23 protein-coding genes and 2 pseudogenes are annotated in these 23,847 nt (G+C 73.0%); 11 read left to right on the top strand and 14 right to left on the bottom strand.

The window, feature by feature from the left end; translation table 11 throughout:
• Window positions 1-49: 49 nt before the first annotated feature.
• From AB0I88_RS20230 to AB0I88_RS20220, 3 genes are read left to right on the top strand one after another with little or no spacing between them, the layout of a single operon-like run.
• Window positions 50-1,180, top strand: coding sequence for a hypothetical protein (locus AB0I88_RS20230; RefSeq protein ID WP_361026347.1), 1,131 nt, complete (start codon window positions 50-52; stop codon window positions 1,178-1,180).
• 3 nt (window positions 1,181-1,183) lie between these two features.
• Window positions 1,184-1,951, top strand: a complete 768-nt coding sequence (locus AB0I88_RS20225; RefSeq protein ID WP_361026344.1) for an SDR family oxidoreductase — start codon at window positions 1,184-1,186, stop codon at window positions 1,949-1,951.
• A 32-nt stretch (window positions 1,952-1,983) separates the two neighbouring features.
• A complete protein-coding gene (locus AB0I88_RS20220) occupies window positions 1,984-3,138 on the top strand; it encodes a sulfotransferase (RefSeq protein ID WP_361026431.1) in 1,155 nt (384 codons plus the stop codon).
• On the opposite strand, the gene AB0I88_RS20215 is transcribed toward AB0I88_RS20220, so the two are convergent.
• On the bottom strand, window positions 3,135-3,998 hold the full coding sequence (locus tag AB0I88_RS20215; protein ID WP_361026341.1) for a GyrI-like domain-containing protein: 864 nt from the start codon (window positions 3,996-3,998) through the stop codon (window positions 3,135-3,137). The two genes, AB0I88_RS20220 and AB0I88_RS20215, sit on opposite strands and share 4 nt — an antisense overlap.
• 102 nt (window positions 3,999-4,100) lie before the next feature.
• On the opposite strand from AB0I88_RS20215, the gene AB0I88_RS20210 reads away from it, so the two are divergent.
• Entirely contained in the window at window positions 4,101-4,589 is a 489-nt protein-coding gene (locus AB0I88_RS20210) for a hypothetical protein (RefSeq protein ID WP_361026338.1), read from the top strand.
• A 189-nt stretch (window positions 4,590-4,778) separates the two neighbouring features.
• Here the strand turns inward: AB0I88_RS20210 and AB0I88_RS20205 are convergent, their stop codons facing one another.
• Window positions 4,779-7,013 carry an ABC transporter permease gene (locus tag AB0I88_RS20205; protein WP_361026335.1) on the bottom strand — a complete coding sequence of 745 codons (2,235 nt, stop codon included), beginning with the start codon at window positions 7,011-7,013 and terminating at the stop codon, window positions 4,779-4,781.
• The gene (locus AB0I88_RS20200; protein WP_361026332.1) at window positions 7,010-7,678 is read right to left on the bottom strand and encodes an ABC transporter ATP-binding protein; all 669 of its coding nucleotides are present in this window, start codon (window positions 7,676-7,678) and stop codon (window positions 7,010-7,012) included. Before AB0I88_RS20200 ends, AB0I88_RS20205 begins: the two co-directional genes overlap by 4 nt.
• A gap of 121 nt (window positions 7,679-7,799) precedes the next feature.
• Between AB0I88_RS20200 and AB0I88_RS20195 the strand changes: the two genes are divergently transcribed.
• Window positions 7,800-8,954, top strand: coding sequence for a histidine kinase (locus tag AB0I88_RS20195; protein ID WP_361026329.1), 1,155 nt, complete (start codon window positions 7,800-7,802; stop codon window positions 8,952-8,954).
• Window positions 8,951-9,640, top strand: a complete 690-nt coding sequence (locus AB0I88_RS20190) for a response regulator transcription factor (RefSeq protein WP_361026326.1) — start codon at window positions 8,951-8,953, stop codon at window positions 9,638-9,640. Before AB0I88_RS20195 ends, AB0I88_RS20190 begins: the two co-directional genes overlap by 4 nt.
• On the opposite strand, the pseudogene AB0I88_RS20185 reads toward AB0I88_RS20190, so the two are convergent.
• Both AB0I88_RS20185 and AB0I88_RS20180 read right to left on the bottom strand, forming a co-directional pair.
• Window positions 9,589-9,984, bottom strand: a pseudogene (locus tag AB0I88_RS20185) (MarR family transcriptional regulator); the annotation flags it as partial. The gene AB0I88_RS20190 and the pseudogene AB0I88_RS20185 sit on opposite strands and share 52 nt — an antisense overlap.
• Before the next feature lie 153 nt (window positions 9,985-10,137).
• Window positions 10,138-10,335: pseudogene (locus tag AB0I88_RS20180) on the bottom strand (helix-turn-helix domain-containing protein); the annotation flags it as partial.
• Window positions 10,336-10,552: 217 nt separating this feature from the next.
• Here AB0I88_RS20180 and AB0I88_RS20175 point away from each other — a divergent pair.
• Window positions 10,553-11,224 (top strand): DUF4097 family beta strand repeat-containing protein, encoded by a 672-nt coding sequence (locus tag AB0I88_RS20175; protein ID WP_361026323.1) that lies wholly within the window; start codon window positions 10,553-10,555, stop codon window positions 11,222-11,224.
• A 748-nt stretch (window positions 11,225-11,972) separates the two neighbouring features.
• Here AB0I88_RS20175 and AB0I88_RS20170 read toward each other — a convergent pair.
• From AB0I88_RS20170 to AB0I88_RS20155, 4 genes are read right to left on the bottom strand one after another with little or no spacing between them, the layout of a single operon-like run.
• Window positions 11,973-12,428 (bottom strand): hypothetical protein, encoded by a 456-nt coding sequence (locus AB0I88_RS20170; protein ID WP_361026320.1) that lies wholly within the window; start codon window positions 12,426-12,428, stop codon window positions 11,973-11,975.
• A 23-nt stretch (window positions 12,429-12,451) separates the two neighbouring features.
• Window positions 12,452-13,327: a TIGR03619 family F420-dependent LLM class oxidoreductase gene (locus tag AB0I88_RS20165; protein WP_361026317.1), complete on the bottom strand. Its 876-nt coding sequence runs from the start codon at window positions 13,325-13,327 to the stop codon at window positions 12,452-12,454.
• Window positions 13,324-14,064 (bottom strand): acyl-CoA dehydrogenase family protein, encoded by a 741-nt coding sequence (locus AB0I88_RS20160; protein WP_361026314.1) that lies wholly within the window; start codon window positions 14,062-14,064, stop codon window positions 13,324-13,326. The genes AB0I88_RS20165 and AB0I88_RS20160 overlap by 4 nt, the downstream gene beginning before the upstream one ends.
• Before the next feature lie 12 nt (window positions 14,065-14,076).
• Complete coding sequence (locus AB0I88_RS20155; RefSeq protein ID WP_361026311.1) at window positions 14,077-15,162, bottom strand: acyl-CoA dehydrogenase family protein; 1,086 nt, start codon at window positions 15,160-15,162, stop codon at window positions 14,077-14,079.
• A 121-nt stretch (window positions 15,163-15,283) separates the two neighbouring features.
• Between AB0I88_RS20155 and AB0I88_RS20150 the strand changes: the two genes are divergently transcribed.
• The gene (locus tag AB0I88_RS20150) at window positions 15,284-16,393 is read left to right on the top strand and encodes an acetyl-CoA C-acetyltransferase (protein ID WP_361026308.1); all 1,110 of its coding nucleotides are present in this window, start codon (window positions 15,284-15,286) and stop codon (window positions 16,391-16,393) included.
• On the opposite strand, the gene AB0I88_RS20145 is transcribed toward AB0I88_RS20150, so the two are convergent.
• From AB0I88_RS20145 to AB0I88_RS20130, 4 genes are read right to left on the bottom strand one after another with little or no spacing between them, the layout of a single operon-like run.
• Window positions 16,377-17,426: a nitronate monooxygenase gene (locus AB0I88_RS20145; protein ID WP_361026305.1), complete on the bottom strand. Its 1,050-nt coding sequence runs from the start codon at window positions 17,424-17,426 to the stop codon at window positions 16,377-16,379. The genes AB0I88_RS20150 and AB0I88_RS20145 overlap by 17 nt on opposite strands.
• Entirely contained in the window at window positions 17,423-18,109 is a 687-nt protein-coding gene (locus AB0I88_RS20140; protein ID WP_361026303.1) for a CoA-transferase, read from the bottom strand. Before AB0I88_RS20140 ends, AB0I88_RS20145 begins: the two co-directional genes overlap by 4 nt.
• Entirely contained in the window at window positions 18,106-18,921 is an 816-nt protein-coding gene (locus AB0I88_RS20135; RefSeq protein WP_361026300.1) for a CoA-transferase, read from the bottom strand. The genes AB0I88_RS20140 and AB0I88_RS20135 overlap by 4 nt, the downstream gene beginning before the upstream one ends.
• A 4-nt stretch (window positions 18,922-18,925) precedes the next feature.
• Window positions 18,926-19,672 (bottom strand): enoyl-CoA hydratase family protein, encoded by a 747-nt coding sequence (locus tag AB0I88_RS20130; RefSeq protein WP_361026297.1) that lies wholly within the window; start codon window positions 19,670-19,672, stop codon window positions 18,926-18,928.
• Window positions 19,673-19,721: 49 nt separating this feature from the next.
• On the opposite strand from AB0I88_RS20130, the gene AB0I88_RS20125 reads away from it, so the two are divergent.
• From AB0I88_RS20125 to AB0I88_RS20115, 3 genes are all read left to right on the top strand, one after another.
• A complete protein-coding gene (locus tag AB0I88_RS20125) occupies window positions 19,722-20,540 on the top strand; it encodes an SDR family oxidoreductase (protein ID WP_361026294.1) in 819 nt (272 codons plus the stop codon).
• A 69-nt stretch (window positions 20,541-20,609) separates the two neighbouring features.
• Window positions 20,610-22,118 carry an aldehyde dehydrogenase family protein gene (locus AB0I88_RS20120; protein ID WP_361026291.1) on the top strand — a complete coding sequence of 503 codons (1,509 nt, stop codon included), beginning with the start codon at window positions 20,610-20,612 and terminating at the stop codon, window positions 22,116-22,118.
• A 44-nt stretch (window positions 22,119-22,162) separates the two neighbouring features.
• Window positions 22,163-23,194, top strand: coding sequence for an MBL fold metallo-hydrolase (locus AB0I88_RS20115; protein WP_361026288.1), 1,032 nt, complete (start codon window positions 22,163-22,165; stop codon window positions 23,192-23,194).
• Here the strand turns inward: AB0I88_RS20115 and AB0I88_RS20110 are convergent.
• Window positions 23,191-23,793 carry a TetR/AcrR family transcriptional regulator gene (locus AB0I88_RS20110; protein ID WP_361026285.1) on the bottom strand — a complete coding sequence of 201 codons (603 nt, stop codon included), beginning with the start codon at window positions 23,791-23,793 and terminating at the stop codon, window positions 23,191-23,193. The genes AB0I88_RS20115 and AB0I88_RS20110 overlap by 4 nt on opposite strands.
• Window positions 23,794-23,847: the final 54 nt, after the last annotated feature.

The raw sequence follows: 23,847 nt of genomic DNA, 5'->3' as shown, positions 1-23,847 counted from the left end.
CGTCAATGGGAGATTGACCTAAAACTAGAACGAGTTCTATCGTTGGCGTGTGCTGACGACACCGTTCGCGGAAGCGATCCAGGAGGCCGAGAGGGTCATCACCACGGCCCCGCACGTCCGCGACGAGCAGGATCTCGTCGAGGGCTACGACTACCTGGCCGGCAGCATCCGCGCCTCGGTGCAGATGGCCTGGGCCTACCAGCGCGACTTTCCCTACTTCGTCCGCTCCACCGGGCCGTACACGAAGATGGGTCTGGACAATCCGGACACCCTCTACTTCCACGCCTGGCTGCGCGACGACGCCGAATACATCGTGACCGGCCGGCGCGGCAGCACCGTCGACCTGAGCTTCCAGATCCTCGACGGCGACTACTCACCGCTCGCCGTGCCGGGCAGCACCGCCGCCTTCGACGACCGGGAGATCCGGACCGAGCCGGACGGCACCTTCCGGATGTTCCTCGGCCCCGGCCTGCCCGGCGCCGGGATGCTCGTGGTCCGCGAGGTCTTCAGCGACTGGGCCACCGAACAGCCCGGCGTGCTGCGCATCCAGCGTGCGGACCGGATCGGTGCGGCCCCACCGCCGCCCACGCTGGACGCGCTCACCAAACGGTACGGCGTGGCCGGCAAGATCCTGATCAGCCGCCTGCGGACCTTCCTCGCGTTCGCCGAGCGGTTCTACCTGAACCTGCCGGTCAACACGCTCACCCCACCCCGCTCCACCCCGGGCGGCCTGACCACCCAGTTCTCCTCGGTGGGCCACTACGACCTGGACGACGACCAGGCCATGGTCATCACCGTCCCGGCCGGCGACGCCCCCTACCAGGGCGTTCAGCTCGGCAGCATGTGGTATGTCTCGCTCGACTACATCAACCACCAGACCAGCCTCACCCGCGACCAGGCCAGGATCGACCCGGACGGCATGATCCGGTACGTGGTGAGCGAACGGAACCCGGGCGTCGCCAACTGGCTGGAGCGCACCGGGCACCGCCGCGGCTACGTGCAACTGCGCTGGCAGCGGCTGTCCCGCGAGCTCACCGCCGAGGACGGCCCGCGAGTGGACATCGTGGCCGTCGACGACCTGCCGAAACGGTTGCCGCACCACCGGCCGGTCGGCCCGGAGGCGTGGCGGGAGCGGATCGCCGCCCGGCAGGCCGCCGTCGCGGCCCGGATGCTGGGCTGAGCGATGCTTCTCGACGGCCGGGTGGTGCTCGTCGCCGGGGTCGGCCCCGGACTCGGCCAGGCGGTCGCGCTCCGCGCCGCTCAGGAGGGCGCCGACGTCGTGCTCGCGGCCCGTACCGAGTCGACGCTCACCGAACTGGCCGCCAAGATCGGCGGCCGGGCGCTGGCCGTGCCCACCGACCTCACCGACGACGCGGCCGTCCAGCGGCTGGCCGACCGGGCGCTGGCCCGATTCGGCCGGATCGACGCGCTGGTGCACAACGCGTTCGTGATGCCGCCGATGCGCAGCCTCCGCAAAGTCGATCTCGCGGAGCTGCAGGACGGGCTGAACGGCAACGTCGGAACCGCGCTCCGGACGATCCGCCTGATGAGCCCGGCGCTGATCGAGACACGTGGCTGCGTGGTGGTCGTCAACTCGGCGGTGCTGCGACACTCGCGGCACCCGTTCGGGCCCTACAAGATCGCCAAGGCCGCGCTGCTGGCGGCCACCCAGAACCTGGCCGGCGAACTCGGCCCGAAAGGGGTCCGGGTCAACTCGGTGGCCCCCGGCTGGATCTGGGCGGACACCCTGCGCGCCTGGTTCGAGTTCCAGGCCGCCCAGCGTGGCGTCCCGGCCCGGCAGATCTACGAGGAGGTCGCCGCCGGCACCGACCTGCGCCGCCTGCCGGAACCCGGCGAGGTCGCCGACGCCATCCTGTTCCTCGCCTCCGACCTGGCCCGCGGCATCACCGGGGCCTGCCTCGACGTCAACTGCGGGGAGTTCCACCATTGAGCATCTCTCAACCCGGCATCGGCCCGGACCCGCTGACCGGCAACGGGCGGCCGGGACCGCGCCACGCTGCGAAGACCACCGGCGAACGCACCGACGTCGGCACCGTCGAGGACCTGCACGCCTCGGCGACCCGGCTGACCGGGCTCGACGACTTCGGGGACGGTGACGACCATCGGGCCGCGCTGTCGGTGCTGCTCTCCGCGTACGCCACAGAAGCGAGCCTGACCCCGGCGGGCAGCAAGCGGACCCGTGGCCTGTTGCGCGCCTCGCTGGTCTCCCGCCTGCTGGCGGAAGCCGCGTGGCGGCGGTTTCCGGAGCACGCCGGCGTGACGCTGCCGAACCCGGTCTTCATCACCGGACTGCCCCGCACCGGCACCACGGCCCTGCACCGGATGCTCGCCGCCGACCCCGCCCACCAGGGCCCTGAGCTGTGGCTCACCGAGGTCCCGCAGCCGCGCCCGCCCCGCGAGACCTGGCCGGACGATCCCGTCTACGGCACCCTGCGTGAGGCCTACCGGAGCGCCGGGCTGGACGGCGTGCACCACATGGGCCCGGAGCAGGTGGAGGAGTGCTGGCGGCTGCTCTGCCAGTCGATGACCTCGGTGTCCTTCGAATGCACCGCCCACATCCCGTCGTACTCGCGGTGGCTGGCCGGCCACGACTGGACGCCCGCCTACCGCCGGCACCGCCGCAACCTGCAGCTCATCGGCCTGCACGACCAGCACCGGCGATGGGTGCTGAAGAACCCCAGCCACCTGTTCGCGCTCGACGCCCTGCTCACCGTCTACCCGGACGCCACGATCATCCAGACGCACCGGGATCCGCGGACCGCGATCGCCTCGGTGTGCAGCCTCAACGCCCGCGCCTCGGCCGGCTGGTCCACGGTCTTCGACGGCACGGTCGTCGGAAAGACACAGCTCGCACTGTGGTCACGCGGGCTGCGACGCTTCCGCGCCGACCGCGCCCGCCACGATCCGGCCCGGTTCGTCGACGTGCGCTACGAGGACTTCGTCGCGTCCCCGCAGCGCACCGTCGAAGCGATCTACGACCGTCTGGGGGTCAAGCTCACCGGCCCGGCGCGCGCCGCGATGAAAACCATGCGAGGTACGGGCGAACGCGCACACACCTACCAGTTGTCCGATTTCGGCCTGACCCCCGGCGACGTCGACCGTGCCTTCCCCGACTAGGCGGGCTCCACCGGCATCCACAGTTCACAGGTGGCGGTGCTGAAGTCGGCGGCCCGGTCCAGGATCGCCACGATCGACGGGCCCGGCCGCAGCCGCCACGGGTTCGACGGGAACCAGTCGGTGGCGGTCGCCGCCCACGCCGTCTGCAACGCCTCCGGGTACGGCCCGGACGTGTGGAACACCGCCCACCGCCCGGCCGGCACCTCGACGGCGTCCAGATCGCCCGGCACGGCGGTGTCCTCCGAGATCGCGGCCCCGTGCAGGTAGGTCAGTTCGGTGCCCTCCTCGGCGTCCGGGCTCACGTCGTCGGTGACCTGCAGCAGCCCGGCCGGCTCGGTGTCGCTCAGCTCCTTGAGACGCTGGTGTGCCTCGGGTGGCAGTCCGGCGATGTGCTGCTGGATGTGCGGGTTGACGCCGGAGTAGATCAGCGGGACCCGGGCGGCGTGCCCGACCAGGCGGAAAGCGGGGCGGTCGACGATACGGGTGTCCATGGGGGTGCTCCCTTCGACGGTCAGGCGGAACCTGAGCTGCGGTTGTGTACGGAGGGGACCACCGTTGCGGCGCACCTCACCGGGCGAGGCGCCGTGCACCGCCCGGAACGCCCGGCCGAACGCCTCGGCCGAGCCGTATCCGTGCCGGACCGCGACGCTCAGCAGATCGTCGCCGCGGATCACGTCGGCGGCCGCCACGGTCATCCGGCGCCGGCGCACGTACTCCGACAGCGGCATCCCGGCCAGCGACGAGAACATCCGGCGCAGGTGGTACTCGGTGGTGCCGAGCGACTTCGCCACCCGGGCGACGTCCAGGTCACCGTGCTCCTGCTCGACCAGTTCGGTGAGACGGTTCAGCGCTGCGATCACGAGGTCCTCCTTCCGCCTCCAAGACTGGCCGCCGGAGGGCCGGCCGCGCCCGATCGTTCGAGCCCGATCCGATCATCCGCCGCTCACCCTAGGGTGGGTGCCGTGGATCGAAAGCCGCCGCTGTTCCTGCTCGATCTCGACGGGGTGCTGAACCCGTTCGCCGCCCCCGTCTGCCCCGACGGCCACCTGGAGCGGGTCTTCTTCGAAGGCGAGGCCCCGGTGCGCTACTGCCCGGCGCACGCCGACTGGATCCGTGAGCTCGCCGCCGCCGGGGAACTGTGGTGGGCCACCGGCTGGGGCGCCTACGCCAACGACCTCTACCTGCCCGTCCTCGGCGTCGGCCCGTTGCCGGTCGTCGAGTTCCCGCCGGTCCCGTTCGAGCCGGAGCTCAAGGTGCCGGCCGTCGACGCGGTGGCCGGGGACCGCCCCGCCGCCTGGATCGACGACAACCACACCCCGGCGGGCGTGCGCTGGGCCGCCGCCCGCCCGGCGCCCACCCTGCTGGTCTCCATCGACCCGGCGATCGGGTGGACCCGCGCCGACGTCGACCGTGTCCTCACCTGGGCCCGCGACCCGTACGGCGACCACTGACGCCGGGCGGCGCTCACCGGCACGGGGCCGGGCCGGGCGGGCCGGGTTCGCGGCGTTCCCGGCCCGGCCGGCCCGGACGTCACCGGCCGGACCACCCGCTCACGCCCGGCGGGCGCGGCACGGTCGGGAGTCGCGGTGAGCTCGCGGGTCTTCCACGGCGGGTGCGGGCAGGCGTACCGGGAAGGGTCTTCATTCGGCTCTGAGGGCGACGGCCGCCGGGGAGCGGGCCGCCCATCCGGCCGGGACCAGCGCGCCGGTCGCGGCCAGCAGGATGCCCGCGGCGCCGAGCGCGACCAGTTCGGCCGGGCGGTAGACGTCCAGGACCGGCGGCGGCAGGGTGAGGCCCGCCGCGCCGCCCATGATCGGCAGGCTCCAGCCGTGCAGCAGACGGCCGAGAGGCACGGCCAGCGCGCCACCGGCCGCGCCGATCAGCAGCGTCGAGCTGACCACCATGAGGCGCACCTGGCCGGGGGTCATGCCAAGCGATTTGAGGACACCGATCTCGTGGACGCGTTCCCGGGTCTCCAGGACGACGGTGTTCAGGACGCCCAGCGCAGCGACCGCGGTGAGCAACTGGGTGAGCGTGGCGATCAGCGCGATCATCGCGGTGACCACCTCGTTCTCCTGGGTGTCCGCGCTGACCTGGGCGTGCGCGCCGAGGTCGCCGAACGCGGTGTTCAGCGCGGTGGCGTAGGCGTGCGGGTCGGTGCCGGGCGTGAGGCTCACCTCGAAACCGCGCAGGGGGAGCGAGTCGCCGAGCCCGGCCGCATCCATGATCATGATGGCGGTGGAGCCGTTGCTGAACACCTCGCCGACGATGCGCACGGTCGTGCGGCCGCTCCCGGTGCTCACGGTCAGTTCGTCGCCGACCCGTACGCCGTAGCTGCTGAGCAGCCGCGCCCCGGCGACCGCCTCGCCGGGCTGCTGGTACCAGCGGCCGGAGAGCAACGGATACCCGGTCCACGAGGCGTCGCCGCGGTAGGCACGGACGCTCAGCGGCAGTGCCGAACCCGGGACCCGGGCGTCCGTCTCGTGGGCGGCGGCCACCGCGGCGGTCCCCGGCTGCGCCTCGATGATCTTCTGAACGGCCTCCGGGTCGACGGCCCCCGGCGGCCCGTGCGCACCGGTGGCGACCACGATGGGCGCCTCCTCGACCCGGTTGCCGGCGTCGGCGACCTCCGACAGCGACAGTGACAGCCCGGCCGCGAACACCACCGTGGTCACGCCGAGCAGGATGGCCACCATCGTCACGGTGGTGCGGACCGGCCGGGCGAACGGGCTCGCCAGTCCGAAACTGATCGGGCGGGGGAGTGGCAGGGCAGCGACCGCCCGGCGGACCCGGAAGCCACGGTCGCCGCGCGGAGCCCGGCCCACGGTGATCGCCCTGGTGGCGGAGAGCCGCCCGGCGCGCAGCGCCGGCCCGGCCGCGGCCAGTCCGGCCAGCAGCGTCAGCCCGAACAGCACGAGCACGTCGGCCCACCACGGCACGCTCGGCGTGGCGATCACCGTGTACGCGGTGTTCGCCCCGGCAAGCAACGGGATCGACAGCAACCGGCCGGCCACCACGCCGAGCAGGCAGGCGGGGACCGCGACCAGCAGGATCTGCCCGGCGTACGCGGCGACCACCTGACCCGGCGTGAAGCCGAGGGCCTTGCGGACCCCGATCGTGCGGTACCCGGCGACCACCGCCCCGGCCACCACGTTCACCACGATCAGCGTGGACATGACCAGCCCGAGCACGGCGAACGCCACCACGAACGGCACCATCGGCTTGAGCCGCCCCTCGACCTGCACCTTGACCAGGTGATACCGGGTCGAGCCGGTCATCTGGGGCAGGTCCAGGCCGGCCGACGGGTCGCCGAGCCGGTACAGCACCTGCTGCTCGGCACCGCCGAGCACCTCGGACTGGCCGGGCCACACCCAGGCGGCCGCGGTCGCGGTGACCGACGAGGCGACGCCGACCACCTCGAGTTCGACGCCGCGGACGGTGACCCGGTCGCCGGTCTTCCAACTGGTCCCGGCCGTGACCACGGACAGGACGATCTGGCCCGGGCCGGTGAGCCACCGCCCGGCGGTCAGCTCCAGCCGGTCCACGGCCGGGTTCTGCTCGGACCGGCCGACGATCGCGCCGGACGGCCGCTGCCGGCCGCCCCGGAACAGCGGGGCCTCGATCACCGGGTACGGCCCGGCCTTCGCGGTCACGGCCGGATCGTCGAAGGCGGTCGCCGACGGCGTGAAGACAGCCGTCACGTGTGCGCCGTGCTGCCTGCTGAACGCGCGGTCGAACGGCGCGTCCGAGGCGATCAGCAGGCCCGCGGCCAGCAGCGTGGTCGCCGCGGACAGCAGGACGACGGTGAACACCACGAGACTCTGCAGGCGGCGGCCGCGGGCGCCGGCCACCGCCGCCCTCAGCACGGCGCTCACGCCGTCACCCGGCCGTCGCGGACCTCGACCGTACGGGTGGCGCAGCGTTTCGCCAGGTCGTGATCGTGGGTTACGAGCAGCACCGTTTGACCGTCCCGGTTCAGCTCCCGCAGCAGGCCGGCCACCTGTTCGCCGGTGGCGGCGTCCACCGCTCCGGTCGGCTCGTCGGCGAGCAGCAGCGGCGGCCGGTTGATCAGTGCCCGGGCGATCGCCACCCGCTGCCGTTCCCCGCCGGACAGCTGCGCCGGGTAGGCGTCCGCCCGCCCGGCCACCCCGAGCGTCTCCAGCAGCTCCGCCGCCCGTGCCCGCCCCGCCCGCCGCCCCAGCCCGGCCAGGTCGGCGGGGACGAGCACGTTGTCGCGGGCGGTCAGATCGTCGATCAGGTGGAAGAACTGGAACACGATCCCGACACCGGAGCGCCGGAATCGCGCGAGGGCCTTCTCGGACAGCCGGTTCAGGGTCGTGCCGGCCACCTCGACGTCGCCCGAGGTCGGCCGGTCCAGCCCGGCGACCAGGTTGAGCAGGGTGGACTTGCCGCTGCCGGACGGTCCCATCACGGCCACCGCCTCACCCTCGGCGACGGTCAGGTCGACACCGTCGAGAGCGGGTGGTCCGGCCTGGTCGTACCGTTTGGACACCGCGCGCAGGCGGATCAGATCGGTCATGCCGGCCGACGCTAGGAGCCCGGACGGCCGGGCACATCGGGCACGCGATCGACGGGTCATCCGAGCGATGTAGGCGGTGTGATTGATGCGTGCCGTTCCCGGGCGGCGGCAGAATGGGCCCGTGCGGGAGAAGTGGCTGGACGGCATCCTGGTCGCGGCGCTCACCATCGCCGCGATCACACTCACCGGCGACGTCCCCGACGGGCCGGCCCAGATGCGGTTCGACGTTCCGGGCGGCGGATTCTTCCCGACCCCCGAGCCGGAGACGCCGCCCGTTCTCAACCTGCTGATCACGCTGCCGCTGCTGCTCCGGCGTCGCTGGCCGGTCGCCTGCTTCGCGGTCCAGTTCGCCTCTCTGATCAGCATCGACATCGAGGGCAACGTGGCCAACCTGGCGGCCGTGCTGATCGGGGCGTACGCGGTGGCCCTGCACGGCCGCTCGGTCCCGCTGTCGATGGGGGTGCTGCTGTCCGCCGGGGTGGCCACCGCCGCGACCCGCGACCAGACCTGGCCCCGGGTGCCCGGCTGGGCCGGCGTCTTCGTCATCCTGGTGCCGATCGGTCTGCTCGGCGTGGCCGTCCGCGCCGCCCGCAGCCGCGCCCTCGCCTCCGAGCAGCGTGCCGAGGCCCTGGTGCGGGAGCAGCGCACCGCCACCCGGCTGGCCGTCGCCGATGAACGCGCCCGGATCGCCCGCGAGCTGCACGACGTGGTGAGCCACCACGTCAGCGTCATGACCATCCAGGCGGGCGCGGCCGGGAAGGTCCTGGACCGGGATCCGGAGCTGGCCCGGGGCGCGCTCGCCGCCATCGAGAACGGCGGCCGGGAGACCATGGCCGAGCTGCGGCACCTGCTCGGTGTGCTCAACCCGGACGCCGGCCTGCTGGAACCACAGCCGGGCCTGGAGTCGCTGGAGAGCCTGGTCGGTGGGGTGCGCAACGCCGGGCAGCCGGTCACCCTCACCTGCACGGTCGGCGCTCTCCCGCACGGGCTCGGGCTGACCGTCTACCGGGTCGTGCAGGAGGCTCTCACCAACGCGATGCGCCACGCCCCCGGCGCGGCCACCACGGTGACCCTGTCCAGCGGGAACGCCACCCTGTTCGTGGAGGTCGTCAACGCACCGGGCAAGCACTCCGGCGAGCCAGGTGGGGGCACCGGGTTGCTGGGGCTGGCCGAACGGCTGCGCGTCTACGACGGCACGCTGGAGACCGGCGAGTGCCCGGACGGCGGTTTCCGGGTGGCGGCCCGCATCCCGCTCGCGCAGAGTATGGCGTCATGACCCGAGTGGTGATCGCCGACGATCAGGCGCTGGTGCGGACCGGTTTCACGATGATCCTGGAGTCGGCCGGCATCGAGGTGGCCGGGCACGCCGGCAACGGTCAGGAGGCGATCACCGCGACCCGTAGCCACCGGCCCGACGTGGTGCTCATGGACATCCGCATGCCGGAGATGGACGGCCTGGAGGCGACCCGCCGGATTCTGGCCGACGCGCCGCGCACCGCTGAGGGCGATCCGGTCCGGGTGGTCATCCTCACCACCTTCGACCTCGACCGGTACGTCTACGCGGCCCTCACCGCCGGGGCCAGCGGATTCCTGCTCAAGGACGTCACGCCGGACCACCTGATCCACGCCGTACGGCTGGTCCGCTCCGGGGACGCCCTGCTCGCCCCGGCGATCACCCGGCGGCTGGTGGAACGCTTCGCCCGCAGCGGGCCCGGCCACTCCGCCCTGCACCGCGACCTGGCCACCCTCACTCCACGCGAGCGGGAGGTTCTGGTGCTGCTCGCCGGTGGCCTGAGCAATCCGGAGCTGGCCACGGCGCTGCACCTGAGCGAGGCCACGGTGAAGACCCACATCACCCGGATCCTGACCAAACTCCAGCTGCGTGACCGGGTGCAGGCGGTGGTCGCCGCCTACGAGACCGGGCTGGTCACTCCGGGCGGAGGCTCCTCGGGGCGTGTGTAGAGGACCTCGCGGGCCTGCTCGGCGGCGCGCATCATGGTCTCGCTGATGAACTCGCTGTAACGCGCGATGTTCTCCAACCGGACGGCGGCCGGGGTGCCCGCGCCGAGGACGGTGACGCCCTGCCGCGCGGTCTCGGCGACCTGGGCCGCGCCCCGCGCGCTGGCGACGGTCGACTGATACCACACTCCGCTGTCGACGAGGTAGCGCTCGCGGCGGCGATCGTCCCGGACGCGGCGGATCAGGCCCTGCCCCTCCAGGAACGCGACCGCCTTGGACACCGAGGCCGGGCTGATCTGGAGCTGCTGGACCAGCTCGGCCGCGGTGAGGCTGCCCTCGTCGGTGACGAACAGCGCGGTCAGCACCCGGGCCACCATCTTCGCCACGCCCTGTTGCATGAACAGGGTGGTGAGGGTCTCGCCGAACTCCCGGACCGCCTCGGCGTCGCGCCCGTGCCGGGCGATGGGCGTGCCTTGAGCGCGCGGCGGCGCCGGGTTGCGGCGATGGGCGCGGCGCTCGGTGGCCCGGTGCGCCAGATCGGCGCGATAGCCGGCCGGCCCGCCGTTGCGCATCACCTCGCGTGTGATCGTCGAGGTGGGCCGGTCGAGACGGCGGGCGATCTCCGCGTAGGCGAGGCTGTCGGCCAGCCCGAGCGCGATCTGCTGACGTTCCTGCTGGGTGAGTCTGCCGCCCGGCACCGCGATCTCCCTCCGAAGTCTTCCTGACGCACGTCAGCGTAGCGTTCAACTCACCCTATTGCAACGCAGTCATTGCATTAACCGTACGCTCGTTGCAACGAAATACTGTCTCTGACCTGCTAGTTTCCGAGTTAAGTGCAACAAGCTTGTTGCCTGATCCATGAACGCAACGTAGCGTTTCCTGTATCGGAAACGACGAGCCCACCAGGAGAGCATGATGCACACGTTCGACACCACCACCGCCGTCACCGCCGTCCTGAACATCCCGGCCGGCCGCATCCAGGTCATCGCCGCCGACCGCTCCGACGCCACCGTCGACGTCCGCCCGATCGACGCCGGCAAGAGCCGCGACGTGAAGGCGGCCGAGCAGACCACCGTCGAGTTCACCGACGGGGTCCTGCGCGTCACCGGCCCGGCCGTGAAGAACCAGCTGCTCGGCGCGTCCGGCGCCGTCGAGGTGACCCTCCAGGTACCGGCCGGCTCCCGGGTCGAGGCGGACTCGTCCGCCGCCGAGTTCCGCGGCGTGGGCCGGCTCGGCGACGTCGCCGCCAAGGGCCTGCACGGCACCGTCAAGATCGACGAGGCCGGCAGCGTGGCGGTGGACGCCCTCGGCGCCGACGTCACCATCGGCCGGCTCACCGGATCGGCGGAGATCAGCACGCAGAAGGGCGACATCACCGTCGTCGAGGCCACCGGCGGCACCGTCGTGCTGACCGCCCAGATGGGCAACGTGACCGTCGGCGCGGCCCGGGGCGTCTCCGCCACCCTCGACGCGGGCACCGGCTACGGCCGCGTCCACAACGCCCTCATGAACACCGAGGGCGCCTCGGCTCCCCTCACCGTCAAGGCCACCACCCAGCACGGCGACATCACCGCCCGTAGCCTCTGACCAGGGAAGAGAGAAGCAGATGACCACTGGATGATCGACGTCGGCGACCCGGCCCCGTGCTCCGCCTCAACGGGTGGTTCGCGACCAGGGGTACCGGTGGCGGGTCGTCTCCGGCCGGGACGCGGGCTTCCGGCACATCACCTACCAGGGCGCGGCCACCGAACTAACTCGGAAGTAGACCTACTTCCTCCCGATTAGGGCCGCTTCGCGCAGCGAAGCGGCAGAGACTCAGCCCGGCGGCCGCGGCACGGGCTGGACCGCCGGCACGCCCGCGCCGCACGGACGGAACAGCCCGGACTGGAACGGGACGACCCCACGCGTACCGAAGAAGTCATGGCTTTCTGGCGAACAACACGTAGGCATCGCGGGGATCCTCACCGATCCGCTCTGACCTGCGGCGGCGTGCTGAGAACCCGGCGTGTGGAGTTGCGGTGCGAATCGAGCCCGAGCTCTACACGCCGGGCCTACTGTCCCCGAGGAAGTCGACACCGGTTGCGGGTGTGGCCACACCCGCAACGGGTGTCGACTTTCCTGTTCGGAATACCGGTCGCAGTGGGCGTCAGGGTCTCGGAAGGTAGGGCTTCTCGCCCGCGGCGAGGCGTCCCCTTCGAATTGCTGCCGGACCGGCGGGCCCGGACCGGGGCCCGGACCGGGGGCCCGGACCGGCGGGCCCAAGGCGTCCAGGGCGGCGGGCCCGGACCGGTGGCGGCTCCCGGCGTCACAGCGATACCGGAAAGCCGGGGCTTGCCTAGGTTCGCCAGACGTGGAAGGTCTGCTGGAGGCGCCAGCCGGTGGGGTCGCGGGCCTCGTTGCGCCAGCGGAACGTGTCGGGTTCGAGGTCGGAGAAGGTCCAGCGGAGGTCACCGCCGTCGAGGACGATGCCGTCGGCGGTGGGCGTCGCGATGAAGCTGTGCACGCGGCGGCGGCCCGGGCCGATCCAGGTGGAGCGCCAGGCGCCCGGACCGGCCGACGGGTCGGGGAAGCGGACGCTGACGCCGTGCTCCACGCCCGGCAGGATCCACACGTCGGTGGTGGCGTGACCGCCGAGGGCGTAGCCGAAATGCCACTCGCCGCGGCGGACCGTGGTGGAGCCGTCCGATTCATACTCGGTGCAGTCGAGCGTCCACGAGCCGGTGAAGCGGCCGAACAAGCTGAGGTCGGCGCCGGGCGCGGGCCCGTCGGCGAGGAACGGCAGATCGGTCATCCGGCCGACGGTAGCGGGCGTGGTCAGCCGGCGACAGTGGATTTCAGCGGCTCGATGAACTTCTCGGCGAAGCGGTGCAGGGCGTCGCGTTTCTCCTGGACCGGGGCGTCGGCGTGACGCCACGGCATGACGATCGCGTCGGTCACGCCGATCTCCGCCTGCTGCCGGAACCCGTCGAGGCCGCGCCGGTCGACGCAGACGGCCTGGATCTCGAACGGCGTGTCCGCGCGGCCGTACGACGCCCGCAACCGGCGCAGCCGGACGATCGTGTCCCGCAGCTCGTCGAACCGCATCATCGCCGACGACCAGCCGTCACCGATGCGGGCCGCCCGGCGCAGCGCCGGATCGGAGTGGCCACCGATGTAGACCGGCACCGGCTTGCGGGGCGCCGGGCTCATCCGCAGCTTGCCGAACGAGAAATGCTTCCCGTCGTACTCCACCATGCCGCCGCCGAGGATCAGCCGCAGCACCTCGATCGCCTCGTCGGCGCGGGCGCCCCGGTCGCGGAACGGCGCTCCGCACCACAGCGACTCCTCCGGCGACCAGCCGAGCCCCACCCCGAGGCCGAACCGGTCGCCGGTGAGCGCCGCGACCGTGCCGATCTGCCGGGCCAGCAGCAGCGGGTTGCGCGGGTCCAGTTTCAGCACCTGGGTGTAGAAGCGGATCCGGCTGGTCACCGCGCCCATCGCCCCGGCCGCGACCATCGGGTCCGGCCACGGCGTGTCCGCGTCCCAGAAGCGGCTGCCGTCCGGCGTGTACGGGTACGCCGCCGACACCTGCTCGGAGTAGAACAGCGAGTCCGGCAGCGCGATCGAGTCGAAGCCGCACTCCTCGGCGGTCCGGGCGAGTTCGGTGAGCTGGCCGAGCGGGCTCAGCGCGATCCCCAGGGTGAACTTCACTGCTGCATCTCCTCGGCGAGGGCCACGAGTTGGGCGGTGGCGCCGCCGAGCGCGAACTCGTTCGCCTCGGCGGCCAGGAAGTAGCGGTGCAACGGATAGTCCATGTCGATGCCGACGCCGCCGTGCACGTGAACCGCGGTGTGCAGCACCCGGTGCCCGGCCTCGGCGGCCCAGAACCCGGCGGTCGCCACCTCGGCGGGCTCCGGGCGGCACACCGCCTGCCACAGCGCCAGGCGCAGCGCCTCCACGTCGATCCACGCGTCGGCGAGCCGCTGCGACACCGCCTGGAACGCGCCGATCGGGCGGCCGAACTGGACGCGCCCGCGGGCGTACCCGGCGGTCATCTCCAGCGCCCGCTCGACCACACCGAGCTGGTGGGCGGCCGTCCCGACGACCCGTCGCGACCGTAGCCACGCCTCCGGGACCTCCAGATCAGCGAGCAGCTCCGCGCCGAATCCGGCCGCCGCCGCCTGCTCGCCGGAACCGAAGACCGCGACCGCCGACGCGTTCACCACGATGGCCGGCAGGTAGGGGACGTCGGATGCGTGCCGTCCCAGTTCGATCAGGACGGCGCACTGTTCGGGCAGCCCGTAGCCCTCGCCGCCGGCTCGTTTCGGCAGTGCCGCCGTCAGCACCCCGGCCTCGGCCAGCGCCGGCCACAGCGGGCGGCCGGACTCGCACAGGTCCCGGGTCAGTCCGGCCAGCTCCCGGGCCTCGCCGCTCAACTCGAAGTCCATGATCCGTCCCCCTCAGCGCCGGACCGGCAGGCCCAGGGCGCCCGCCGCGATGATGTCGCGCTGCACCTCGTTGGTCCCGCCGCCGAAGGTGAGGATCAGCGACGCCCGGTACATGGCCTCGATCCGGCCGGCCAGCACCGCTCCCGGCTCACCGGCGCGGATCGTGGCGGCCGGGCCGATGATCTCCATGAGCAGCCGGTACGCCTCGATCGCCAGCTCGGTGCCGTACACCTTCCCGGCGGACGCGCGGGTCGCGGCGGGCGCGCCCTCGGAGACGCAGACCCGCCAGTTCAAGAGCTTCAGGGCTTCGGTACGCGCGTGCACGCGCGCCAGATGCAGCCGGACCCATTCCCGTTCGATCGCCCCGGTCCGCCGCGCCCACTCGCCGACCTCCCGCAGGGCCCGTTGCAGTGGCGCCGCCGAGGTGAGCGCCACCCGTTCGCGGTTGAGCTGGTCGGTGATCAGCCGCCAGCCCTGGTTCTCCGCTCCGACCAGCGCGGACACCGGCACGCGCACGTCGTCGTAGTAGGTGGCGCTGGTGGACGGCCCGGCCACGGTCCGCACCGGCGTCCAGGAGAAGCCGGGGGAGCCGGTCGGCACGATGAGGATCGACAGCCCTTGGTGCCGGGGCGCCTCCGGGTCGGTACGGCACGCCAGCCACACGTAGTCGGCGTCCTCGATGAGGCTGGTCCACATCTTCTGCCCGTTGATCACGTAGTGGTCGCCGTCGCGGACGGCCCGGGTCCGCAGGGCCGCGAGATCGGTTCCCGCCTCGGGTTCCGAGTACCCGATCGCGAAGTGGATCTCGCCCGCCTCGATTCCGGGCAACAGCTCCGCCTTCTGCTGTTCGGTGCCGTGCCGGGCGATGGTCGGCCCGACCGTGTAGAGCGTCAGGAACGGAACCTGCACCCCGGCCAGCGCCGCCTCGTCCGCGAAGATCAGCTGGTCCATCCGGGAGCGGCCCTCGACGGCGAGCCAGCCGTCGCGCCCGAGCCGCCGGACCACCTCCCGGTACGGGGCGTCCTTGGGGAGCGCCGCGAAGTACTCCCGTAACGAGGCCCGCAGCTTCTCCTGCTCCGGCGTGTACCCGACGTGCATGGCGACCTCGGCTCTACTAGTAGAACGGGTTCTACTAGTAGAGCGTCATCGGCCGATCCCGGCAAGCGCCTTCTCCGGCTCCTCCGTGGCGAGTATCTGTAACGCGTTCTAGTATCGGGGCATGGACGCCTATCTGGCCGCAGCCGTGCGCACCCCGGTCGGCCGCCGGGGCGGGATGCACGCCGCCACCCACCCGGCCGACCTGGCCGGTGGGGTCATCGCCACCCTGCTGGACCGGGCCGGGGTGGATCCGGCCGCGGTCGACGACGTGATCCTCGGCTGCGTCGACACGGTCGGGCCGCAGTCCGGGGACATCGCGCGGACCGCGTGGCTGGCCGCCGGGCTGCCCGAGCACGTGCCCGGCGTGACCGTGGACCGGCAGTGCGGATCGTCGCAGCAGGCCGTCCACTTCGCGGCGCAGGCCGTGATGAGCGGGACCGCGGACCTCGTGGTGGCCGGGGGAGTGCAGAACATGAGTCAGGTGCCGATCTCCAGCGCCATGGCGCCGGACGGCCCGTACCGCCACAGCCCCGGGTGGGCCGCCCGCTACGGGAACGCGGAGGTGTCCCAGTTCCGCAGCGCGGACGCGATCGCCGCGAAGTGGTCTCTCACTCGCGCTGAACTGGAGGAATACGCGCTCAACAGCCATCGGCGGGCGCTCCGGGCCCGCTTCGGGACGGAGATGTCCACCGAGGGAGAGGACGAATGCCCCCGGCGGGACACCGACGCCGCCAAGATGGCCGCCCTCAAACCCTTGCGCGAAGGCGGCGTCACCACCGCCGCCACCTCCAGCCAGATCGCCGACGGCGCCGCCGCGCTCCTGATCGCCGGTGAGCAGGCCGTCCGCGACCACGGCCTGCGCCCCCGCGCCCGCATCCACCACCTGTCCGCCCGCGGCGACGACCCGCTCCTCATGCTGACCGCGCCCATTCCGGCCACCGCGCACGCCCTGCGCCGCACCGGCCTCACCGTCGACGACATCGACCGTTTCGAGGTCAACGAGGCGTTCGCCGCCGTCGTCCTGGCCTGGCTGCGCGAGACCGGCGCCGACCCGGCCCGGGTCAACGTCAACGGCGGCGCCCTCGCCCTCGGCCACCCGCTCGGCGCCACCGGCGCCCGGCTCATGGTCAGCCTGCTGCACGAGCTGGAACGATGCGGCGGACGTTACGGCCTGCAGACCATGTGCGAGGGCGGCGGCCAGGCCAACGTCACCGTCATCGAACGGCTCTGAGCCGGTCCAGACCCTCCTCCGCCTCCTGCATGATCCGGGCGATCAGCTCGGCGCACGTCGGCAGATCGTCGATCACCCCGGCGACCTGCCCGGCCGACATCACCCCGAGATCCGGCCGTCCCCGCACCATCGCCTCCCGCAGCAGCACCGGCGTGCCGGCCGCCATCAACGTCTGCGCCCAGCTCATCTCGCGCCCGTGCCGGGCCGCCCGCCCGGCCCGCACCAGCTCCGGCCACGACAGCCCGGCCAGCCGGCGGAACGCCATCGCGTGCCGGGCCGCCCTCAGCAGCGCGGTCACCCTCCCCGACTTCTCCAAACCGTCGATGTACGCGGTACGCAGCACCCGATGCGGAATCCCGTCCACCCGGGTCGTCACCACCGTCCCGGTCAGCGGCGCGTCCAGGTAGAGCCGCTTCACCCGGACGTCCACCGGACTGTCCGCGGTGAGCAGGAACCGGGTTCCCATGGCGATGCCGGCCGCCCCGTAGGCGAGAGCGGCCAGCAGCCCCCGCCCGTCGAAGAACCCGCCCGCCGCCACCACCGGGATGCCGACCGTGTCCACCACCCGCGGCAGCAGCAGCGACGTCGGCACCGAACCGGTGTGGCCGCCGCCCTCACCGCCCTGCACCAGCACCGCGTCGACACCCCAGTCGGCCACCTTCTCGGCGTGCCGGACCGCCCCGACCGACGGCATGGTCAGCACGCCGCCGTCCGCGCACCGGCGGATCAGATCCCGGCCGGGGGCCAGCGCGAACGAGGCCAGCCGGACGTTCTCCCTGATCAGCAGGTCGATCCGGGCGGCGGCGTCCGGCGCGTCCGCGCGTACGTTGACGCCGAAGTTCTGGTCGGTTCTGTCTTTTGTCGCGTGGATCGTGTCGCGCAGCTGATCGAGGCTCATGGTCGCCGACGCCACGATGCCGAAGCCGCCCGCGTTCGCGACGGCCGAGACCAGCCGCGCGCCTGCCACGTAACCCATCCCGGTCTGCACGATCGGATGCCGGCAGCCGAGCAGGCCGGTGAGCGCGGTCCTCACCGCTTCTCCCGCAGGCCGTGCGGATCCAGGTGCTCGCGGATCAGTTTCAGCTCCTCCTCGGTGGGCTCCCGCGTCGGCGGCGTCCGGTCCGGGATCGTCAGCGCGAACCCGGTCGCCGCGATCACCTCCTCGACGGTCACGCCCGGATGCGCCGACCGCAGCCGCATCGACCGGTCCGGGGTCTCGAAATCCAGCACGGCCAGATCGGTGACCACCCGGCGGATCTCGTACGCGCCCCGGTCGTGACCGATTCCGGACACCATGTCGACGTGGTCCACGAAGACCCGCGGCGAATGCCGGGGCACCCAGTAGCTGGTGGTGTGGTTGATCGTGTTGCCCGGAGCGCCGCGCACCCCGAGCAGTTGCGACGCCGGGCGCTCCCACCGGCCGACGCAGGAGATGTTCTGATTGCCGAACCGGTCCAGCTGGCTCGCGCCCATCATCACGTGCCGGGTCCCGGCGGCCACCATCGCGAACACCGCCCGGTACGGCAGCCACCCCTCCGGGCGGCCGTCCCGCAGCAGCGTGGCCTCCCCGTCCGTGACCAGCAGCTCCGGCGCGAACGTGAGCTGCGCCAGACGGGCCCCCAACTGCGGGATCAGCCCCGCGGTGCCGGCCAGCACCGCCCCGTCGCCGCGCCACGCCTCGGCGCACGCCACCACGCACGTCTCCGCCCGTGTCATCCGGCGACCGCCTTCTGGTAGTCGTCCTCGCCGCCGTCCAGGTAGCGGCCGCGGAAGGCGTCCCAGTCGGCGGTCGCGTACTCCCGCTGGAACTCCTCGTCGCGCCCGTAGTCGGGGGCGCAGCTGGTGAAATGGGCCCCGTGCGGGGTCTCCACCACGCCGTCGACCATCGACCGGTTGGTCAGCAGGGTCTGCGGCGGTCCGGTTCCGATCAGGTCGTCGGTGCTCAGCACCCGCTCGCACGAGACGAAACGCCGCTTCGCGGCCAGACAGAAGAGATCGTCGAAGTACGGGTCCGGGCCCAGGTAGCGGCCGTTCCCCCCGCTGTCCGCGCGATTCAGATGTACGAGCGACACGTCCACCGGCACGGCCGGCATCGCGACCAGCTCCGTGGCGTCGGCGTAGGGCGAGCGGACGGTCCGCAGTCCCGGGTTGACCCGCATCACATCGGACCCGAGACCGGCCCTGATCGGCAGGAACGGCAGCCGGTTCGCGGCCGCCAGCAGGCCCCAGTAGAGCATCCCCTCGTCGTACTCGGTCAGCTGAACCGTCCCGGCGCTGCGGGCCCGCCGGAAATGCGGCTCCAGGGGGATGCTGTCCAGCGACACGAACCCGGTGACCACCCGGCGCACACAGCCCGCCGCCACGAGCAGCCCCACATCCGGCCCGCCGTACGTGACGAGCGTCAGGTCCTTGCGCCCGGCCCGGACGAGCGCCCGGACCAGCGCCATCGGCTTGCGCCGCGACCCCCAGCCCCCGATCCCGACCGTCATCCCGTCCCGGATCTCGCCGGCCACCTCGTCGATGGTCATCCGTTTATCCACGGCCGTCCCCTCTGACGAAGGCGTCGCGGGCGCGGTCGCCGGCGCCGTTCAGGTTGAGCTCGAAGGTGAAGCCCTGCTCGAAGCGGTAGGACCGCTTCACGTCGATCGGGTCGATGCCGTTCAGCGACTCCTTCGCCCGGCGGATGACCAGCGGGTCCTTGGCCGCGATCTCCTCCGCCACCCGGCGCGCGGCGCGCCGCAGCCCGGCCGGCGGCACCACCTCCAGCACGGTCCCGAACCGGTGCAGCTGCCACGCGCCGACCGGTCGGCAGGTGTAGACCATCGTGCGCATCAGCTGGTGCGGCACCAGCCGGGCCAGATGGGTGGCCGCGCCGAGCGCGCCCCGGTCCACCTCCGGCAGCCCGAACGTGGCGTCGTCGGCGGCCACCACCAGGTCGGCGTTGCCGGCCAGGCCGACCCCGCCGCCGAGGCAGAACCCGTGCACGGCCGCGATGACCGGCACCGGGCAGTCGTAGACGGCGGCGAACGCGGCCGCGCACCCCCGGTTGGCGGCGAGCAGCGCCTCGTGCCCGGCGGTCCGCTGCATCTCCTTGACGTCGACGCCCGCGCAGAACCCGCGGCCCTCCGCCGCCAGGACGACGGCCCGGGTCCCCGGATCCGCGCCGGCTTCGGTGACCGCCTCGGCGAGACGGTGCCATCCGGCCGCCGGCACCGCGTTGACCGGCGGAAAGTCCAGGACGACCTCGGCGATCGTGCCGCGGTGCAGATCGATCCCCACGAGCCCGAGGCTAACCTAGCGCTTGCTCGGGTGGCTAGCATCGACCGTCATGGACCCCCTCGACTTCACCGGCCGGGTCGTGGTCGTCACCGGCGGCACCCGCGGGCTCGGTGCCGTGACGGCCCACGCCTTCCAGGCGGCCGGCGCCCACGTGCTGGTCTGCGCCCGTACCGCCCCGTCCTCGGCGGGGCCCGGCCGGTATCCGGTGCCCGGTCCACGGCCGGCGTTCTTCCGGGCCGACGTGCGTGATCCGGCGCAGGCGGCGGCCCTGGCCGGAGAGGCGGTGCGGCGGTTCGGGCGGATCGACGTGCTGATCAACAACGCCGGGGGAGCGCCGACCGCGAGCGCCGGCACCGCGTCGCCCCGCCTGCACGCGAAGATCATCGAGCTGAATCTGATCGCTCCGCTGCACGTCTCGCAGGCCGCCAACGCGGTCATGTGCGAGCAGTCGGCCGGTGGCGTCATCCTCATGATCGGCAGCGTCAGCGGGACCCGGCCGTCGCCCGGGACCGCCGCCTACGGCGCCGCCAAGGCCGGCCTGCACCACCTCGCCACCAGCCTGGCCGCGGAGTGGGCGCCGAAGGTGCGCGTGAACAGCCTGGTCGTCGGCCCGGTCGACGACCCGGATCGGCCCGGGCCGGCCGGGCCGGACCGGGAGGTGGCGGAAGCGGGGGCGGCCGCGTCGGTGGCGCGGACCGTGCCGATGGGGCGGGCGGCCTCGGCCGGGGAGGTGGCGAGCGCCTGCCTGCTGCTGGCCTCGCCGCTGGCCGGTTACATCACCGGGGCCGCGCTGGCGGTTCACGGCGGAGGGGAGTGGCCGGCGTATCTGGCGGACCTCCGGGACACGGCGTACCGTGCCCAGAAGTAGAACGCGTTTCAGTTGAGGCCGCGCGAACGGCACACGCGTGGGCCGACGTCCCGCCGGTGGAGGTGCGGCATGGTGCTCTCGATCAAGGCCAAACGCGACGAGGTCGGCCTGGCCGGCGGTGAGCTGCTGATCGACGGGCGCTGGCGCCCCGCCGCCGACGGCCGGACCTGGACCCACCTGCATCCGGCGACCGCCGAGGAGGTGGGCGGGTTCGCCGTCGCCACCCCGGCCGACGTGGACGCCGCCGTGCTGGCCGCGCGCCGGGCGTTCGACGAGGGGCCGTGGCCGCGCACCCGGGCCAAGGAACGGATCCGGGTGCTGCGCCGGATCGCCGACACGATCCGGGAGCACGCCGCCGAGCTGCAGACCCTGGTGGCGCTGGACAACGGGGTGCCGGTCACGTTCGGGGAGACCTACGCCATGTCGGTCGAGTGCGTCGCCGACGTCTTCGAGCACCACGCCGGCTGGGTGGACAAACTGGCCGGCGAGACACTGCCCGGCTACCAGGGCGGCGAGCACCTGGTGCTGACCCTGCGGGAGCCGGTCGGCGTGGTCGCCGCGATCATCCCGTGGAACGGCCCGCTGCTGCTGGCCGCCCAGAAGCTCGCCCCCGCGCTGGCGGCCGGCTGCACGGTGGTGTTGAAGCCGTCCGAGTACGCCACCTTCTCGGCGCTGCGGCTGGCCCGCATCGTGGCGGAGGCCGGCCTGCCGCCGGGCGTGTTCAACGTGGTCACCGGCCCGGGCGAGAGCACCGGCGACGCGCTGATCAACCACCCGCTGATCGACAAGATCACCTTCACCGGCAGCCGGGGTGTCGGCCGCAAGGTGCTGGCCGCCGCCGCGCGCGGCATGAAACGCACCAGCCTGGAGCTGGGCGGCAAGAGCCCGTCGGTGGTCTTCGCGGACGCCGACGTGTACGCGGCCGCCGCCACCACGATGGGCACGGTGACCCTGGGGCTGTCCGGCCAGGCGTGTGTCGCGCACACCCGGGCGCTGGTGCACCGCGACGTCTACGACGACTTCCTGGCCGTCGCCGAGGGCATGGCGGCCCTGGTCAACTACGGTGACCCGTTCCATCCGGAGACGACCGCCTCGCCACTGATCAACGAACGCCAGCTGGCCCGGGTGCTCGGCTACATCGAGAGCGGCCGGGCCGAGGGCGCCCGCCTGGTCTGCGGTGGCGGCCGCCCGGACGGCGAGCTGGCGGCCGGCAACTTCGTGCAGCCGACGGTCTTCGCCGACGTCAGGAACGACGCCACCATCGCCCGGGAGGAGATCTTCGGCCCGGTCCTGGCGGTGGTGCCGTTCACCGACGAGGACGAGGCGCTGCGACTGGCCAACGAGACCACCTACGGCCTGGCCGCCACGGTCTGGACCTCCGACGTGAAGCGGGCGATGCGCCTGACCCGCGCGATCCGGGCCGGCACCGTGGGCATCAACGGCTATCAGCTGGAGCCGCACGTGGCGTTCGGCGGCTTCGGCCAGTCCGGGCTGGGCCGCGAGGGCGGCCGTACGTCGATCGAGGCCTACACCGAGCTGAAGACGGTCCTCATCCCGACCACCGACGAGATGATGTAGGGTCGCCTTCCTAGACGGATGTCGTCTAGGAAAGGGGTCCGGCGATGAACGCACAACAGGCCGCCTGGCGGGCGCGGACGCTGCCGCCGGTGGAGAGACTTCCCGGTGGCCTGGTGTCCGTTCCGGTGCCGATCCCGGACAACCCCTTGCGTTACACGCTGTCCTACCTGATCCCCGGCGACGACGGCCTGGTCGTGGTCGACCCCGGGTGGGACAGCGACACCGGCTGGCAGGCGCTCACCGCCGGGCTCGCCGAGGCCGGGGCGACGGCCGCCGACGTCACCGGCGTGGTCCTCACCCACGTGCACCCCGACCACCACGGTCTCACCGCCCGGCTCCGGGACGCCTCCGGCGCCTGGGTGGCCATGCACCCGGCCGAACGCGACCAGCTGCGCCGCGACCGGGACACCGAGCCGAGCCGGGCGCTCGGCGACTGGCTGCGCACCCTGCACGTTCCGGAGACCGAGATCGGGCGGCTGCTCGGCGCGTTCGGCAAGGCCGTCGACCTGCACTTCGCCCCGCTCGCCGACGCCGACGTGATGCTCGGCGACGGCGACCTCGTCCCACTGGCGGGCCGCCGGCTGCGGGCCGTCTGGACGCCCGGGCACACCCCCGGCCACCTGTGCCTGCTGGAGCCGGACGCGCGAGTGCTGCTCACCGGCGACCACGTGCTGCCCCGGATCAGCCCCAACATCGGCCTCCAGCTCTCCGGCGCGGACCCGCTCGGCCGCTACCTGGAGTCGCTGGAGAAGGTCTGCGCCTACGACGAGTGCGAGGCGCTGCCCGGCCACGAGTACCGGTTCCACGGCATCGCGGCCCGCGCCGCCGAACTCCACGCACACCACCGCGACCGCTGCCGGGAGATCGTCGCGGTCGTCGGCTCACTCGGCGAGGCGACCGTCTGGGAGGTGGCGTCCCGGCTCACCTGGTCCCGCCCGTGGACCGAGATCGGCCCGATGCTGGTCGGCGCGGTCGCCGAGACGGCCGCCCACATCGAGCTGCTGGTCCGCGCCGGAGAACTGGCCCGGCCCGGCGGCGGCCCCCGGCTGACCCTCGGGGCCCTCTGCGCCCGCTAACCGGGCGGGGTCACCGAGGAGAGCACGAAGTCGACGAGCTCCTCGGCGTACCGGTCGGCGCCCGCCGCCACCTGCGCGCGCAAGCCGGCCGGGGTGGCCAGGGCATGGTTGAGCGCCCCGCCGCTGATGCAGTCGAGCAGCAGCGTCACGCTGGTGTCCCGGCCGAGCTGGCCGCGGTCGATGCCGCGCAGCACGATGGCCCGCGCCGCGGCCGCCTGCGAACGCAGAAACCGGTCCAGGTGCTCACGCCCGGCCGGGATGCCGCCCGCTTCCACGGTGAGCCGCAGCACCGCCCCGCCGTCCTCGCCCAGGAAGGTGGCCAGCACCTGCCGGGCCAGCGCCACCAGGTCGTCGCGGACCGAGCCGGTGTCGATGTCCTTCACCCCGCCCAGCCGGGTGGCCAGGGTGGCCGCGAACAGCGCCTCCTTGTTGGGCCAGCGCAGATAGATCGACGCCTTGCCGACACCGGCCTTGCGGGCGACCGCGTCCACCGAGAACCCGGCCCAGCCGTCGGCGCCGTACACCCGCGCGGCGGCCAGGGTGATCCGCTCGTCCACCCCGGGATCGCGCGGACGCCCCGCCGGCACCCCAGCCGTCATCAGCCCTCCCGCCCCCGGACCGGAACCGGCGGTCAGTCTAGGTCCTGCCGTCAC

The organism is Actinoplanes sp. NPDC049802, assembly GCF_040656595.1.
Classification (GTDB): Bacteria; Actinomycetota; Actinomycetes; order Mycobacteriales; family Micromonosporaceae; genus Actinoplanes.
This window is presented reverse-complemented; position numbering and strand designations above follow the sequence as displayed.

Bases quoted from the DNA above. Each gene is read 5' to 3' on its own strand.
- AB0I88_RS20225 (WP_361026344.1), top strand. From the start codon at position 1,184: ATGCTTCTCGACGGCCGGGTGGTGCTCGTCGCCGGGGTCGGCCCCGGA.
- AB0I88_RS20200 (WP_361026332.1), bottom strand. From the start codon at position 7,678: ATGACCGATCTGATCCGCCTGCGCGCGGTGTCCAAACGGTACGACCAG.
- AB0I88_RS20190 (WP_361026326.1), top strand. From the start codon at position 8,951: ATGACCCGAGTGGTGATCGCCGACGATCAGGCGCTGGTGCGGACCGGT.
- AB0I88_RS20175 (WP_361026323.1), top strand. From the start codon at position 10,553: ATGCACACGTTCGACACCACCACCGCCGTCACCGCCGTCCTGAACATC.
- AB0I88_RS20170 (WP_361026320.1), bottom strand. From the start codon at position 12,428: ATGACCGATCTGCCGTTCCTCGCCGACGGGCCCGCGCCCGGCGCCGAC.
- AB0I88_RS20160 (WP_361026314.1), bottom strand. From the start codon at position 14,064: ATGGACTTCGAGTTGAGCGGCGAGGCCCGGGAGCTGGCCGGACTGACC.
- AB0I88_RS20155 (WP_361026311.1), bottom strand. From the start codon at position 15,162: ATGCACGTCGGGTACACGCCGGAGCAGGAGAAGCTGCGGGCCTCGTTA.
- AB0I88_RS20150 (WP_361026308.1), top strand. From the start codon at position 15,284: ATGGACGCCTATCTGGCCGCAGCCGTGCGCACCCCGGTCGGCCGCCGG.
- AB0I88_RS20140 (WP_361026303.1), bottom strand. From the start codon at position 18,109: ATGACACGGGCGGAGACGTGCGTGGTGGCGTGCGCCGAGGCGTGGCGC.
- AB0I88_RS20135 (WP_361026300.1), bottom strand. From the start codon at position 18,921: ATGACCATCGACGAGGTGGCCGGCGAGATCCGGGACGGGATGACGGTC.
- AB0I88_RS20125 (WP_361026294.1), top strand. From the start codon at position 19,722: ATGGACCCCCTCGACTTCACCGGCCGGGTCGTGGTCGTCACCGGCGGC.
- AB0I88_RS20120 (WP_361026291.1), top strand. From the start codon at position 20,610: ATGGTGCTCTCGATCAAGGCCAAACGCGACGAGGTCGGCCTGGCCGGC.
- AB0I88_RS20115 (WP_361026288.1), top strand. From the start codon at position 22,163: ATGAACGCACAACAGGCCGCCTGGCGGGCGCGGACGCTGCCGCCGGTG.
- AB0I88_RS20110 (WP_361026285.1), bottom strand. From the start codon at position 23,793: ATGACGGCTGGGGTGCCGGCGGGGCGTCCGCGCGATCCCGGGGTGGAC.